Here is a 15,363-nt window from a genome sequence, read left to right as displayed (position 1 = left end):
CCAGCGCACCTCCTGCATTATATAGTTTCTTCGCCTTAAATTTTAAGAATATTCTGAAAACGGACCGCAAAGGGGTCTGACCCCTTTTTACTCTTCCCCTAATGTCTGCAGATGTTTCATTGGTCCGTACAGTTTCTGAATCCGTTCATATTCTTCTTCGTCATAGAATTTACACTGCCCCCGGCCAAAAGCTTTTGCTGCTTCCAGCATGAATCGCGCCGCTTCTTCTACGTCTGTGGCATGGCTTGCGCCGGTTGCGCATCCTGGCACCATAGTCTCTGCGGTGATGGCAACTCCTACGACGGGAGCGTTGGTTGCCGTACATGGCTGGAGTACGCTGTTCAGGTGGTGCAGATCATTGCCATAAGGTGTAATATCCTGGGTTGCCAGTGGAAATACATAAGGCAGCCTGCCGGTTGTGATCTGCATCAGATCCAGCAGGTCCTCGGAAGTACGCAGGATATAGCCTTCTTTTACGGTTGGCGAAATTGCGAAGCCCCTTGTGTTAATGACGCGGTTTCCTTTTGTTGTGTCCACCGACAGGATGGCATCCAGCTCGTCGGATACTTCTTCCCTGTTCACCTGGGACATCTCAACAGGAGAACCCATGAACGGTACGGGATCATGCGGCGCCGTTGGTGCATCCGGGCAGATATGTGTGGATATAAATACATCCCCGTCCAGCACATCGCCCTTGTTCTGCATATCCAGAAGTTTTGCTGCTAAAGCAACTGCTGCCAGGGCACCATCTCCGTCTGATACAAAACCTATACGCTCCGGGCGTGCTCCGATTCCGCCCAGACGTCCGAGTAGACCGATGGTCGGCGCACTGCCGCCTTTCATCTTGCCATTGCTGCCCGGGATTCTGACCTTCAGCATATCAGTTGTCCCCTTTGGTCCCTTCAGTTCATATACGGTGATATCAGCATCCAGCTGAATCGTGCGGAGATATTCCTCCACCTTTTTTCCTGTCACATAAGTACTGTCCAGCACCTCGTAAGCATCGATAATCTGTTTCATTAACATATCCTAGTCCTCCTCTTTCTACGTCAAATACCTCTTCGCAAGCTGCGGGTTATCTGACTCTCGCGGCAGTCGCCAGGGTCAAACAAGCTTGACTTTGGCGCGTTGCCCGCGGAAATATAATTTATCATGCTGCTCTGCTTCAAAGCCGTTACCCCAGATATGAGATCAAATCCTTCCCGATCACTTTTTCGGTTTCCCGCAAAAGCTCCGGCTCAAACATCGTAGGCGCCAGCTTTAAATTCTCCCTGTTTGCGGCTATCACATAGACCTCCAGACCGGTTTCCATCATTGCCGTTGTCACCGGCTCACCGCTTTTGGCATTGATCGTCATGATCAGATCAGGGAAGGTTGCAAGACGTTCCCCATCTTTCTCTGCCGTTGCATACTCATTCCAGAAAGTAAGTTCACATCCGTCCACAGATGCATATCCCACATCAAATCCTCCCGTGGTTTCGATAGAAAATGTATCCACCTTCCCCTTTGCCAGAATTCTTCCACCCAGAAATTCGCACACATTTACCACGGCCGACTCCACCGAATGCTCCATGCCCTGCAAAAATGCCTTTCCTGTCTCAATCGCATGGCTGACGCCGCCCAGCGCACAGTTTTCCCGCGCATAGGAGGCCTTTACCGGATTCCTTGCCACGGCCACAAGACCGCCTGCCTCTATGGACGCCATACGCACCAGACGGGACGTACGCTCGATGGTTCCTTCAAAAAAGCATTCCACACGGCTGCCCGTCTCCGGATTGCCTCCCGCGCATGCCTGTATAGTCTTATAGTCTGCCTGTTTGTGGAGATTCATACTCCCCATCACCCCTGTAGGGTGTGCCCGTCCATTGCAGGGGGCATCAATCACAGGAAGCCCAAGTACTGCAGCCTGAAGCCACCCATTTACCGTAGCCTCTCCGCCCTGCTCATTTGTAATAATCCCGCCAATTGTAAAATCGCCGTTTTGCTTCAAAATCTCTACCGTCCTGACCAGATCCTTACCCACCATGTACTGATCGGCTGCATTGGGTGCCCCTACAAGCGAGGCTGTCAGCAGAACGTCTTCCTCATCAACAGCTTCAATGGGAAGCAGACGCAGGTCATCATATTCCACCGCAATCTCTGCAAACCTGCGCCCCTTTTTTGCGTCACCGCCGCCACCGCCGCCTAAGATCGTCCCGCCGGCCAGCGCTGCATCCAGAAGCTCCCTTGTCAAACGAATTCCTCTTTTATCCACTCTCTTCACTCCTTCCTAATATTACTGCACTGAATAGTTGCACTTTCTACGCTCAGAACCTCCGAAAAAACTGTTCATTTCAAAAATAAGCCAATGCAAACATCCCCTACATTGGCCCTTTCTATCAGTATATCACTTCAGACTGCTAAAGTCCTTATTCACCGGTACCGAATCTCCGCGCCTCCTTTTGTGCACGGTGCACAATCACATATATTCCTTCATTCTGCACGCAAAGCCCAGCTCATCCAGCTGGCCTGCATCACTCAGATCACATCCCAGTACCTGCTCGATCTGATGCAGACGGTAAAACATCGTATTTCGGTGAAGATACAGCTTTTCCGCCGCCAGCTTCCGGGAACCACGGCACGAAGACAGCATCTCCAGCGTCTCCGTCAGATGGCTTTCATGCTCCCTGTCATAGATTTCCAGCGCCGCCAGCTTTTCCTGTACGAATGCCCGCACCTCCTGCTGCTGCGCCATATGCATCATAATCAGCTCATATCTTAACTTTTCTGCCCAAAGGACACTCTCAGGCAGTCCCTTCTTCTCCCGGATGTAAAATACATCCTTTACATCCTTATACACATCTCCCAGCTCCATATAATCATAAAACTGCCGCGATATTCCGGCCACCACGCGGTACTTCAGCATATCACAGATCTTTTCCACCATCATAGAACAAAGACTGCCGGCTTTTTCCGCCTCCGCATCCTTCATAATACAAATATACTGGTACTGGCGCACAATACCGGCTCCCCAGATCCCGGCCTGCTCCATCGCACCTTTCATCATCTGGTAAATGCTTTCCATATCCTTTTCCTGGGCCGCGGCCATACGCGGGTTCTGTTTTGCCTGTATCAAAATCATGCGGAGGGGCGGAAAGGGCCAGTTCAAAGAATTCACCCGCTGCTCTGCTTCCTCCGCCTGTGTAATTTTACCGGTCTGCAGATCCAGAAAAAGCTTCCCATTCATTTCCATCTGGCTGTATGTACCCATCTGATACCGGCTGGACATCTCAAGCTGATTTCTCGCCTCCACGATAGCCGTCATAACCGGATAGACAACCTCTATAAATCCCACATCATTGTTCAGGAAAAAAAGCGGGATCTCACATTCATCCGCCAACTCCAGCGCCTCCCGGGGAAATTCATCGAAAAAGCGCGTCTTAATCGCAAGCGCGGACGCATTGACCTCCCGCAGATCCCGGATCAGGTTCAGCAGCGCCTTCTTGTCATTGCGGATTGCATAGCCTGTCGTAATCACCAGCAGATTCTCCCGGAGCCAGGGTTTAATATCCGGCTGTTCCATCATATCATAGAACTCCACGATCCGGTCCAGGCCGCCTCTGCCTGCGACCAGTGCGGCAAATCTGTTTTTCCATAACGCTTCTATATCACGTACTCTGATTTTCATCCGTACTCCTTTTAACCCAAATAATTTTCAAACATTAAAGCGCCGTAATCAAAAACAGCAGGGGCAGCGTCACCATACAGAGCAGCGTCGTCACCACTACCGCCGCTGAAGTATACTCTTCGTTCAGATGATACTGGCTGGCAAGCATACTGGAAGACGTCATAGAAGGCGCTCCGGTAATCAGCATCAGTAAAAGACTCTCTGTCTGCGGCAGAAATCGGGATGCTATGGCATACACGATCACGGGCACCACCAAAAGCTTGGATGCCGCAAGAAGCAGCACTGATTTATATTTTAAAATGCCGCCAAACTCCATCAATCCAATGCTGCACCCCAGATAAATCAGCCCCCAGCTGTAACTTGTATCTCCTACCGAGGTCACTACATCCGTAATCAGTGACGGGACAGGAATTGAAAATGTAGTCAGCACCAGGCCTATTAAAATAGAAATAAAAATAGGATTACCGGCCACCCTTTTCCATGGATTTTCTTTTTTGCCGGTACGGCCCAGGAAGAGCGACAATCCCAGTGTCCAGACAACCGTCGTATCCACAACCGAACAGATTGGGATATACTTGTCCCCTCCCGCTTCTCCAAATAATGCCATAATCAGCGGGATGACCAGGAATCCAAAATTACCGCCCACCATACAGCCGCGGTACACATTCTTTATGGATTCAGGCAGTTTGAAGATCCGGCTCACCAGAATCCCCGTACATGCCAGCAGTAAATAGGCACCAATCTGCCACAGCACGATCCGGCCATAATGGATCAGCGAGAACACTGTCGTGTGATTCTCCCAGATCAGAGAAATGACCAGCGCCGGAAGAACTACCTTAATTAAAAAGCCGGAAATAGAAGGCATTGCCTCTTTTTTCACAACCCCCAGCCTGGCCGCCGTAAAACCAATCAGTACCAGAAGCAAAAAACCTCCCATTTTGGGCAGAACAATCCAAAAATACTCCATAACAGCAAAACTCTCTTTCCTATTTTATCAAATGAATGCGTAAAAACCCTCTCTGAAGTTCACTTTACTACAATCCCCGTCCCGCTTCAATGAAAAACCCTTACTTTTCTTTTACTTTTTTTGCACATGTGGTATACTAAATGCTGTCAGGATGCCTCAAAAGACATCCCGTAACACATGCCCTTCGGGCAGACGCGCAGACAAGCTGCGAAATTAAGGTATTTATTTAAGGAGACTATTATGAGTACGCAGAATCTTACATTGCTGACTGACCTGTATGAGCTTACCATGATGCAGGGTTATTTTGAAACTCAGGAAAATGAAACCGTTGTGTTCGATGTGTTCTTCCGTGACAATCCCAATAAAAGCGGATATTCCATTATGGCAGGGCTCGAACAGGTGATAGATTATATTAAGAACCTGAACTTTTCCTACGAAGACGTGGATTACCTGAGGGGACTGGGCATATTCACCGAGGATTTCCTGCATTATCTGAGCGGGTTCCATTTCAGCGGAAGTATTTACGCTATCCCGGAGGGAACTGTTATCTTCCCGAAAGAACCTCTGGTAAAGGTAATCGCACCTATTATGGAGGCCCAGCTTGTTGAAACTGCGATTTTAAACATTATCAACCATCAGAGCCTGATTGCAACGAAAACCTCCCGCGTCGTTTTCGCGGCTCAGGGCGATGGTATCATGGAATTCGGACTGCGCCGCGCCCAGGGACCAGATGCTGGCCTGTACGGTGCAAGAGCGGCCATAATCGGCGGCTGTGTCGGCACCTCCAATGTGCTGGCCGGCAAGCTGTTTGACGTTCCCATCATGGGGACGCACGCACACAGCTGGATCATGAGTTTCAAAGACGAATACACGGCATTTAAAGAATATGCAAAATTATACCCCAACGCATGCACTCTGCTTGTGGACACATACGACACGCTGAAATCCGGTGTTCCCAACGCCATCCGGGTGTTCCGGGAGCTGCGTGAGGAGGGAATCCACCCCAAATCATACGGAATCCGCCTGGACAGCGGTGACCTGGCATACCTTTCCAAGGAAGCCCGCAAGATGCTGGATACAGCCGGGTTTACAGACGCAGTCATTGCCGCATCCAACGATCTGGACGAGATGCTGATCCATGACCTGAAGATGCAGGGTGCCGCCATTACATCCTGGGGCGTAGGCACCAACCTGATCACCTCCAAGGACTGCCCGTCCTTCGGCGGTGTGTACAAACTTGCCGCGATCCAGAACGCAGAAGGCGAATTCGTGCCTAAAATCAAGATTTCGGAGAATACAGAGAAAATCACAAATCCAGGCAACAAAACAATCTACCGTGTATATGATAAAGAGACGGGCAAGATACGGGCCGATCTGATCTGTTTTGCCGATGAAAAATATGACACATCCGAGGAGCTTTTATTGTTCGATCCCATTGCAACCTGGAAGAAAACAAGGCTCCCCGGGGGCAGCTATACAATGAGGGAGATCTTAAAACCCATATTCATACACGGTGAATGCGTATACACTTCACCGACGGTCATGGAGATTGCCCAGTACTGCCGTCAGGAAAAAGAGACCCTCTGGGTTGAAACAAAACGTCTCTTCTACCCGCACCGGGTATATGTGGACTTGTCCCAAAAACTTTATGACACAAAAGCAGACCTGTTAAACGAGCTGAGCAGGTAGACAAAAGAACAGATAATAACAGCAGGCAGATACAAAAAAGTTCTGCCTGTTGCCAATCTATGCTGCTGTACGATTGACATTTACATCTGCCAGAGGGGACCGATTCTGCCTCCCTGAACAGAACTTGCAGATCAGACAGGTGCAGTGAATAAGCAAACCTTGATATAAAACGAATTAAAAGGAGATTTTTGAAATGAAGATTATAGTATTAGCCGGCGGCTTAAGCACAGAGCGTGATGTATCCCTTTCTTCCAGTGCAGGTATCTGCAGAACATTGCTGGAGAAGGGGCATGACGCCTTTCTGCTGGACGTTTTTCTCGGTTTTCCATACAATCCGGCTCATCTAGACGAGGTCTTTACCCTTCCAGGACACGGACTTGAGATTGCTAAGAACATCAGCACCACCGAACCGGACATTGAAGCAGTCAAAGCTTCCCGTCCTGACCAGTCCGACTGCTTCCTTGGCCCCAATGTGATTGAATTGTGCCGCATGGCAGATATCACTTTCCTGGGACTCCACGGAGGAGAGGGGGAGAACGGAAAACTCCAGGCCACATTCGACCTGCTCGGAATCAAATACACCGGACCGGATTCTCTCGGCTGTGCCGTGGCGATGGACAAAGGCTTTACCAAACAGATCTTCCTGCAGACAGGAATTGACACGCCAGCCGGAGTCAGCCTTCACAAAAAAGCGGCTGAAAAATCTCTGGAGGCCCTGGGCCTGAAGCTCCCGGTTGTTGTGAAGCCCTGTTCCGGCGGTTCCAGTATTGGAGTCTATATTGTAACTACAGAAAGTGAATACGAAGAGGCTCTGAGCAGTTCTTTCCGCTATGAAGACGAGGTTGTGATTGAAGAGTATATCAAAGGAAGAGAATTTGCCTGCGGAATCATAGACGGCGAGGCCCTTCCTCCCATCGAGATCATCCCGAAAACAGGATTCTTCGATTATGCCAACAAGTATCAGGCGGGTGCCACTGAGGAAGTCTGCCCTGCCGATATTGATGAAGATACTGCAGACCGGATGATGGAACTTACCGTGAAAGCCTATCGTGCCCTGAAGCTGAATGTTTACAGCCGTGCCGATTTTCTCCTGGACAGCAGGGGAAACCTCTACTGCCTGGAGGTAAACACACTGCCCGGCATGACAGCCGCAAGCCTGTTACCCAAAGAAGCAAAAGCGTCCGGTATTGAATACGGCGATTTATGCGAACTGATTATCCAAAAATCCCTGGAAGCAAGATACCAGTAAAGGACGGTACGTACGATGAAAAATATGACATTGAAGGAAATCGCCGTTGCATGCGGCGGAATCTATTATGGTGATGACGAAAACTATTACAAAGAGGTAACAGGCGTTACCATAGACAGCCGCAAGATCCAGAAGGACTGTCTTTTCATAGCGATCCGCGGTGCCCGGGTGGACGGCCATATGTTCATCCCCCAGTCCATCCATGACGGAGCGCTGTGTGCTGTTTCAGAAAAAAGGATTGAGAGCGCATCTTATCCCTATATCATGGTAAACTCCTGCGCCCAGGCGCTGAAGGACATTGCGGAACATTACCGCCGCTCTCTCCGGCTGAAGGTGGTGGGAATCTCCGGAAGTGTAGGCAAAACGAGTACAAAAGAAATGATCGCCTCGGTACTGGGACAGAAATACAATGTCCTGAAAACCGAAGGCAATTTCAACAACGAGATCGGACTGCCGCTCACAATCTTCAACATACGCGAGGAACACGAAGTGGCTGTTCTGGAAATGGGCATCAGCGATTTTGGTGAGATGGAACGCCTTGCAAAAATGGCCCGCCCCGATGTCTGCGTGCTGACAAATATCGGATGCGCCCATCTGGAGCAGCTGAAATCCCGAGAAGGCATTCTGAAAGCCAAAACGGAAATGTTCCTCTATATGAATCCGAAAGGGGATATTATCCTCAACGGCGATGATGACATGCTGGCTTCTGTCACCCCGGCAAACCATATAGAACCTGTCTTTTTCGGTCTCGATCCTGCCCTGGCATACAGCGCCGAAGATATAGAAAATCTGGGATTAAAAGGGACTTCCGCTCTCTTTCACACTCCCGATTCCGAATTTGGCGCCCATATCTCCATCCCCGGTGCACACATGGTATATAATGCTCTGGCTGCCATCGCCGTCGGACGGGTTCTCGGCATGAATGACGGGGAAATCCGGCAGGGCATTGAGTCTTTAGTGCCGCTTGCAGGGCGGAACAATCTGATTGAGACAGAGTTCCTTACGATCATCGATGACTGCTACAATGCCAACCCGGCCTCCATGAAGGCTTCCCTGGATGTGCTGAGCAAAGCAAAAGGGCACACGGTGGCCATACTTGGAGACATGTTTGAGCTGGGGCCAAAAGCACATGAAATGCACTGCGAAACAGGGGAGTTTGCTGCCGAAGCCGGCATCGACGAACTCATCTGCATCGGTTATCTTTCCGAGGACATTGCCAGAGGAGCCGTCTCTGCCAATCCGGAGATGGAAGTGCATCACTTTGACACCAAAACAGAATTTCTGGATCATATAGATACCCTGATAAACAAAGATGATACAATCCTCGTGAAAGCCTCCCATGCCATGGAGTTTCCAGAGATTGTGGAAATACTGAAAAAGAGGTAATTATGGAATACGAAATGCTCGTGCTGGATCTGGACGGCACATTGACCAATTCCAGAAAAGAAATTACAGAACCTACACGTAACGCCCTGATCAAGATTCAGGAAGAGGGAAAGAAGGTCGTTCTGGCAAGCGGCCGGCCCATCAACGGGGTGCTTCCGCTGGCAAAGGAACTGCATCTGGACCGGTTCGGCAGCTACATCCTGTCCTACAATGGGGCCCGCATTACCCGCTGTTCAGACGAGGAAGTGATCTACAGCAGAACGCTTCCCCCGGAGATTATACCTGTGGTCTATGAGATTGCCGCCTCCTTTCCCGGCCTGGATATCCTGACCTATGAAGAAGACAGTATACTGTCCGGTATATCCTCCAATGAATTCACACAGCAGGAATCTTTTATTAACAAAATGCCTGTGAAAGAGATTCCCAACTTTGTCGGGTATCTGGATTTCCCGGTCAACAAGCTGCTGATCACAGGAGAACCTTCCATCGTTGAGAAAGCGATGGCAGCCTTGAAAAAGCGCTTTCATACATTTCTGAATATTTACCGGTCAGAGCCCTTCTTTCTGGAGATTATGCCCCAGAAGATCGATAAGGCCTATTCCCTGCAGAAGCTTCTGAACAGCATCGGACTGACTGCCGATCAGATGATATGCTGCGGGGATGGCTATAACGATGTATCCATGATAGAATATGCCGGCCTCGGCGTAGCCATGGAAAATGCCCAGAGTGTTGTTAAAGATACCGCCGACTTTATTACCCGCTCCAATGACGATGACGGAATCCTCCATGTGATAGAAAAATTTATGGCCGGGAGCACCTGTAAGTCATGCCCGGCAATATAATGAATACCTAAAATCACCCTACAGCTCATCTCCTGAGGCCGGCTCCGCAGGAAACTGTAAAATAGAGTTTCGCTTGCGAAACTCGCGCCTGCGGCGGCCGCACCGCGGCATCTACATCTTACGCCGCAGTGCGCATCCCCCGGAGGGATTTTATCTTATAGGCGTAATTTCCTATAAGATAAAATAATGATTCATAGAAAAATGAGGCAGATCAAATGGAATTGAAAACTTTTTATGAAAATTTAGGAGCAGATTACAATATTGTTTTACGGAGACTCTTAAGAGAATCTTTGATCTATAAATATCTGAATATGCTGATAAAAGATCCTTCTTTTGAAACTCTGCAAAACGCAGTCGAATCCGAAGATTTTGAAGAGATTTTCAGAGCGGCTCATACGATCAAAGGAATGGCTCTGAATCTGGAACTGCCTCCCCTTGCTGCTGCCGCCTCAGATTTAACGGAATATTTAAGATACATAACCTCCGGGGAAGCAGATATATCTGTTGTAAAAGAAAAATATGAGAAAATCAGGAATGAATATGAAACTGTCCTAAAACTGATGGAATAATTCCGATAAGCTGAAGGAGCAAGCGAATGACAAGTACAGAACAAAAGAAAACCATTTTAATTGTGGATGATGCGGAACTAAACCGCGCTCTCCTGTCTGATATACTGCAGGAGGATTATAATATAATCGAAGCGGCCGACGGAACAGAAGCCATTGAGATTCTGAAAAAGAACGATGCATCCATTTCCCTGATTCTGCTCGATATTTTAATGCCCAGGATGTCGGGGTTCGATGTTCTGACAATTATGCAGAAAAACCACTGGCACGAAACGATTCCTGTAGTCATTATTTCATCTGAAAATTCCATGGAATATATTGAAAAGGGCTACGAATACGGTGTTGTCGATTATATCAGCCGCCCGTTTGACTCTAATATCGTACTGCAGCGTGTGAAAAACACCATCATTCTTTACTCAAAGCAAAAAGAACTGGAAGGTCTCGTAAAGGAGCAGATGCTTGAGAAAGAGAGCAATAACGCTCTTATGATCAATATTCTCAGCACGATCGTGGAATTCCGTAATGGTGAATCAGGGCTCCATGTCATACGCATACGCATTATAACCGAGATTCTCCTCGAAGCACTGCGGAAGCGCTATCCGGAATATGCGATCGATGAGTCCCATATTGCACTGATCTCCAATGCAGCCGCACTGCACGATATCGGCAAGATTGAGATACCCGAAGAAATCCTGAATAAACCGGGTAAACTCACCGTGGAAGAATTTGAGATCATGAAAACTCATTCTGCACGCGGAGAACAGATGCTGAATGAACTTCGTTTCGGAAGTGATGAGGAGCTGGTGAGATATGCAAGGCAGATCTGCCGCTGGCATCATGAGCGATGGGACGGCAACGGATATCCCGATCATCTTAAAGGCGACGAGATTCCAATCGCAGCCCAGATTGTTTCCGTGGCGGATGTTTACGATGCATTGGTAAGTGAGCGCGTCTACAAGCCTCCGTACACACATAAACAGGCCATGCAAATGATATTGAACGGGGAATGCGGCATGTTTAACAGCAAACTGATCGTTTGTCTCACGGAAGTTGATACATATCTGGAGACGGCTGTCAGTCTGAGGAGCCATGATCCCGCACATATATTTAATATCAACCAGCTCTCCCAGGAGCTGTTCCAGAAAAAAGGCGTTAAGCTGTCAGACCGCACACTGTTCCTTCTGGAGCAGGAGCGGACCAAATATCAGTTTATAGCCTCTTTGTCAAAAGATGTTTTATTCGAATATGATTTCAGCACGGACACCGTTCTGTTCTCAGAAAAATGCCGGGAAGAATTTAATTTTCCTTCTATCATAACGGATTTTGTGGAAAAGAACAGATTATATGGAGTGATTAGTGAAAAGGATTTTCAGGATTTGATAACACGAATAGAATCTACTACGCCGGCCGCCCCTGTCTTTCAGAAGAGGCTGCTGCTGTCCACCATCAGCGGGACACAGGAATGGTATGAATTTATCGGCCGGACTCTTTGGGCTGACAATGACGGGAATGAAGAACTTTACAGCTGCGTTGGCCGTATTGCACGTTCCCAGTCCGGAAGTAATCTGGCCATGCAGGAACTTGCCCAACGGGATGCGCTTACTAACCTTTATAATCAGGGTACTGCCCGGAAAATCATATCACAGACCATAAGCACCGATCCCCGGACAACCGGTCTCATGGTTATGTTTGATCTGGATAACTTCAAAAAACTGAATGAGCGAAACGGACATTTATTCGGAGATCAGATATTGAAGCATATCGCCCGAATCTCCGAGAATAATATCCGGAAAAAGGATATCTGTTCACGGATCGGGGGAGACAGATTCCTGCTCTACTTCGGTGAACTCTTTTCCGAAGAATTTGTATATCCATACTGCACCACCCTCACCAGGGCCCTGACACAAAAGTATAAAGATTCCGAATATACGGTCAGCATGGGGGCAGCCTTATATCCACAGGACGGAACTACCTATGAAGAACTCTTCCGGCATACAAAAGAGGCACTGGAAACCTCCAAGCGCCGGGGAAAAAACTGTTTTACCCGTTATCGGGATGCTCATTCCAGGCAGGAGCCTTTTCCGGAAGCTGTGCCAGAATGATAGCGGCAAATACCAGCGCGCACCCGAACAGCTCTTTGGCTGAGAGTGTTTCATGTATAATCAGCCAGCCGGTAAGTGCTGCAAATACGGATTCCAGGCTTAATATAAGAGAAGCCACTGTGGGATCCGTATTTTTTTGTGCAATAATCTGCAGAGTATAAGCGACACCGCAGGACAAAACTCCCGCATAAAGAAGCGGCAGATACGCGTCCAGGATACTCCCAAGATCCGGGTTTTCTGACACAAACATAGGCACAGCACAGAGAATTCCGCAGATAAAAAACTGGATGCAGGAAAGCTTCACCCCATCTGCCTTTGGTGAATAGTAATCAATAATCAGAATATGTAATGAAAAAACAAAAGCACAGATAATCATCAGAACATCCCCATAAGAAATGGAAAAGCCCTCTTTTATACATAAGAAATACATCCCCACAACGGCCAGTCCAACGCTGAACCAGATCTTTCCCCCTGCCTTTCGTCCAAGAAATAGCCCGAGAACAGGTACAATTAAAATATACAGGGCAGTAATGAAACCAGCCTTCCCGGCACTTGTATACACAAGCCCGATCTGCTGCAGTGAACTCGCCACAGCCAGCGCAAGCCCGCAGAACAAGCCGCCTATCCAGAGAGTCTTACTGCTTTTTTTAGCCTCTGCCCGCTGCTCCTCTGTCTCCGCCGTCTTTTTCTTTCTTCCCATAACCCAGATCACAGGAAGCAGTACAATCCCGCCCAGCAAACACCGCAGCGAGTTAAACGTAAACGGTCCTATATAATCCATCCCCACACTCTGCGCCACAAAAGCACTCCCCCAGATCAGGGCAGTCAGCACAAGCATGACATTGTTCTTAAACTTCTGATTCACCATAATTCTCATCCTTTTCTACAAAATAATACATGGTAAAGTATAACATTCCACTCCACATATTACCAGACGGAATTTTTAGGGCAGCGGGGGGAGGTTGTATAGAAGGGGCCGCCGCGCGGGATTCGGAGATGGGGGGCCGGGGTGCGGGCGAAGAATGGGTAAGCGCCTAAATAAAATCTCCGATGAAACAGGGGACACCGCGAACACTCAGAAAAAGCCCTGATGGCTTTTTCCTGCGGGTTCGCTCGATTCCCGAACTTGTGGTTCGGGAATCGGTCCCTGTTTCATCGGAGATTTTATTGAAGGCGCTTATCCCATTCTTCTGGACGCACCCCGGCCCCCCATCTCCGAATCCCGCGCAGCTTGGTGCATCATGACGGAACTGCACGCTGCTATGGAGGGATTCCGGACGGGAGAGACGGATTGAGCTGTATTGGTGAAACTTGGGTTGCTGCAGCAAGCTACAGAATAAAATATTACTGTTTCTGTATATTTTCGTAGGCATACATTCATATATTCCTACTCTTCATGACCAATTACTGAAGTCCCTATATTTCCTATGCCTTCCCCAGCCAAGAATTCTCCCGCATAGCCCCTCCCCATCCCGCTTTCGTCTCCCGCCCTGAGTGCCCCAGCCTGTGGGGATCCGGAAGGGAGGGCTTCTCAGGGGACACATCCGATCCACACAGGCGTCCCCCCTCTACAGCAACAGTTTTTTTAGGGAATGGATGTATTTTTCTATGTTTTCTTCCTGCAGGCAGTAGTATACTTTCCCATCTTTTTTCTGGACTGTTACGAGTCCGCTGCTCATGAGGATGTTCATATGGTGTGAGGTTGTGGAGGGGGACAGGTTCAGGGCTTCAGCCAGTTCCAGATTGTATTTGCTGGACTCCTTGAGTGAACAGAGGATGTCCAGTTTGCTTTTATCAGCAAAGGATTTGGACTGTCGGATAAGTTCCTCTTTTATGCTGTCGGCTGCCGCTTCGTTTTTTTCCAGATCTTCGTTCAGGATACCCTGATAGCAGTGTGAATACAGGACAACCTGCAGCATGGGAAATACAAGTGTTGCGTATATAACAGGATTGTCGCTGCAGGTGTTGACCAGCTGCATGAACTCGCTGTTGTTGTATCTTGCAAGACGCTTCAGCAGCTTCTCTAAGGGTTTTGACACGCTTGCCCGGGCTTTTTCGAATGCGGGCATATTGAGGCGCACGGTCTCAAATAGCTGTGTAAACCAGTAGTCGGGCCTTCGCAGCAGATCCAGGACATACCATTTTTCTTCACTCTTTAAATCCGCGTTATCTAAAAATTCCAGCATGGACTTTTCATCCGGAAGCTGGGGCATGTCTTTGATATCGGGCAGCTGGGCGTGCTCGATGGTATCTGTAATGTAGAATGCAATAAAGCTCCTTAGCCTCATGGGATCCAACGGCTCATTTTCTTCCAGGTATTTTCGATTCTCAACCGCCATGGTAAGGACCATTAAGAATAACTCCTGCGAAGAGTTCTGGAAAAAGAAGTCCTCTGAAGGCGTCTCTACCCTGTACTTCAAAAAAGTCTCCACATACTTCTCCACGATTTTCAAATGCTTGTTATAAAATGTTTCTCCGTCTATCCCGTAATCATCCATTGCCTTTATAGTCTCTGTTTTCCAGTCTCCGCCATGGGCGATAGTAAGAAGACCCAGTATTTCAAATACCGGATCCAGTTCGTTATAAATCTCGATGCTCATAGAATTCCTCCGTCCCCTGTTTCATGTATATAGAATAGCATATCATAGCTCAAAAGTGCAAGTCTGCGGAACTTAGGAGCGAGCTTTAGTTTCGGGAACGGGTGGGGACGCTAAAAAACCGGGAAGCCTGCCCCCTGCCGTGAGCATATATGCCCTTTTAAAAATCCGCTCCGTTTACGTAAGAGGCCCTAAAGGAACAAACAGAGAAAATGGCGGTCCAGCGGCATGCAGCCCGAAATTCGATAATTTCGGGCCTTAGGCCGCTTCAGAATTTGCCGTGAAACGGCAAATTCTG

General features: G+C 48.5%; 12 protein-coding genes. 6 read left to right on the top strand and 6 right to left on the bottom strand.

Annotated features, from left to right (window positions below):
- Positions 1–87: 87 nt before the first annotated feature.
- The 4 genes from HMPREF0240_RS10855 to HMPREF0240_RS10840 form a co-directional block, all read right to left on the bottom strand.
- A complete protein-coding gene (locus HMPREF0240_RS10855) occupies positions 88–1,026 on the bottom strand; it encodes a DUF1177 domain-containing protein (RefSeq protein WP_009003463.1) in 939 nt (312 codons plus the stop codon).
- A gap of 148 nt (positions 1,027–1,174) precedes the next feature.
- On the bottom strand, positions 1,175–2,254 hold the full coding sequence (locus HMPREF0240_RS10850; RefSeq protein WP_009003462.1) for a DUF917 family protein: 1,080 nt from the start codon (positions 2,252–2,254) through the stop codon (positions 1,175–1,177).
- A gap of 204 nt (positions 2,255–2,458) precedes the next feature.
- The gene (locus HMPREF0240_RS10845; RefSeq protein WP_009003461.1) at positions 2,459–3,667 is read right to left on the bottom strand and encodes a PucR family transcriptional regulator; all 1,209 of its coding nucleotides are present in this window, start codon (positions 3,665–3,667) and stop codon (positions 2,459–2,461) included.
- A gap of 34 nt (positions 3,668–3,701) precedes the next feature.
- Positions 3,702–4,634, bottom strand: coding sequence for an AEC family transporter (locus HMPREF0240_RS10840; protein ID WP_009003460.1), 933 nt, complete (start codon positions 4,632–4,634; stop codon positions 3,702–3,704).
- Between the two features lie 240 nt (positions 4,635–4,874).
- Between HMPREF0240_RS10840 and HMPREF0240_RS10835 the strand changes: the two genes are divergently transcribed.
- The 6 genes from HMPREF0240_RS10835 to HMPREF0240_RS10810 all read left to right on the top strand — a co-directional run bounded on the left by HMPREF0240_RS10835 (position 4,875) and on the right by HMPREF0240_RS10810 (position 12,468).
- Positions 4,875–6,323, top strand: coding sequence for a nicotinate phosphoribosyltransferase (locus tag HMPREF0240_RS10835; RefSeq protein WP_009003459.1), 1,449 nt, complete (start codon positions 4,875–4,877; stop codon positions 6,321–6,323).
- Positions 6,324–6,516: 193 nt separating this feature from the next.
- The gene (locus HMPREF0240_RS10830; protein WP_009003458.1) at positions 6,517–7,572 is read left to right on the top strand and encodes a D-alanine--D-alanine ligase; all 1,056 of its coding nucleotides are present in this window, start codon (positions 6,517–6,519) and stop codon (positions 7,570–7,572) included.
- Between the two features lie 15 nt (positions 7,573–7,587).
- The gene (gene murF, locus HMPREF0240_RS10825) at positions 7,588–8,958 is read left to right on the top strand and encodes a UDP-N-acetylmuramoyl-tripeptide--D-alanyl-D-alanine ligase (protein WP_009003457.1); all 1,371 of its coding nucleotides are present in this window, start codon (positions 7,588–7,590) and stop codon (positions 8,956–8,958) included.
- A gap of 2 nt (positions 8,959–8,960) precedes the next feature.
- The gene (locus tag HMPREF0240_RS10820; RefSeq protein ID WP_009003456.1) at positions 8,961–9,800 is read left to right on the top strand and encodes a Cof-type HAD-IIB family hydrolase; all 840 of its coding nucleotides are present in this window, start codon (positions 8,961–8,963) and stop codon (positions 9,798–9,800) included.
- 215 nt (positions 9,801–10,015) lie between these two features.
- Complete coding sequence (locus HMPREF0240_RS10815; RefSeq protein WP_009003455.1) at positions 10,016–10,369, top strand: Hpt domain-containing protein; 354 nt, start codon at positions 10,016–10,018, stop codon at positions 10,367–10,369.
- Between the two features lie 26 nt (positions 10,370–10,395).
- Positions 10,396–12,468, top strand: a complete 2,073-nt coding sequence (locus HMPREF0240_RS10810) for a diguanylate cyclase (protein ID WP_009003454.1) — start codon at positions 10,396–10,398, stop codon at positions 12,466–12,468.
- Here HMPREF0240_RS10810 and HMPREF0240_RS10805 read toward each other — a convergent pair.
- On the bottom strand, positions 12,407–13,336 hold the full coding sequence (locus HMPREF0240_RS10805) for a DMT family transporter (protein ID WP_035313096.1): 930 nt from the start codon (positions 13,334–13,336) through the stop codon (positions 12,407–12,409). The two genes, HMPREF0240_RS10810 and HMPREF0240_RS10805, sit on opposite strands and share 62 nt — an antisense overlap.
- 700 nt (positions 13,337–14,036) lie before the next feature.
- Complete coding sequence (locus tag HMPREF0240_RS10800; RefSeq protein ID WP_009003452.1) at positions 14,037–15,068, bottom strand: winged helix-turn-helix domain-containing protein; 1,032 nt, start codon at positions 15,066–15,068, stop codon at positions 14,037–14,039.
- Between the last annotated feature and the right edge of the window lie 295 nt (positions 15,069–15,363).

It is taken from the genome of Clostridium sp. D5, from assembly GCF_000190355.1.
Taxonomy (GTDB): Bacteria; Bacillota; Clostridia; order Lachnospirales; family Lachnospiraceae; genus Faecalicatena; species Faecalicatena fissicatena_A.
The sequence above is the reverse complement of the archived record's forward strand: the minus strand, read 5'-3'. Positions and strand labels throughout refer to the sequence as shown.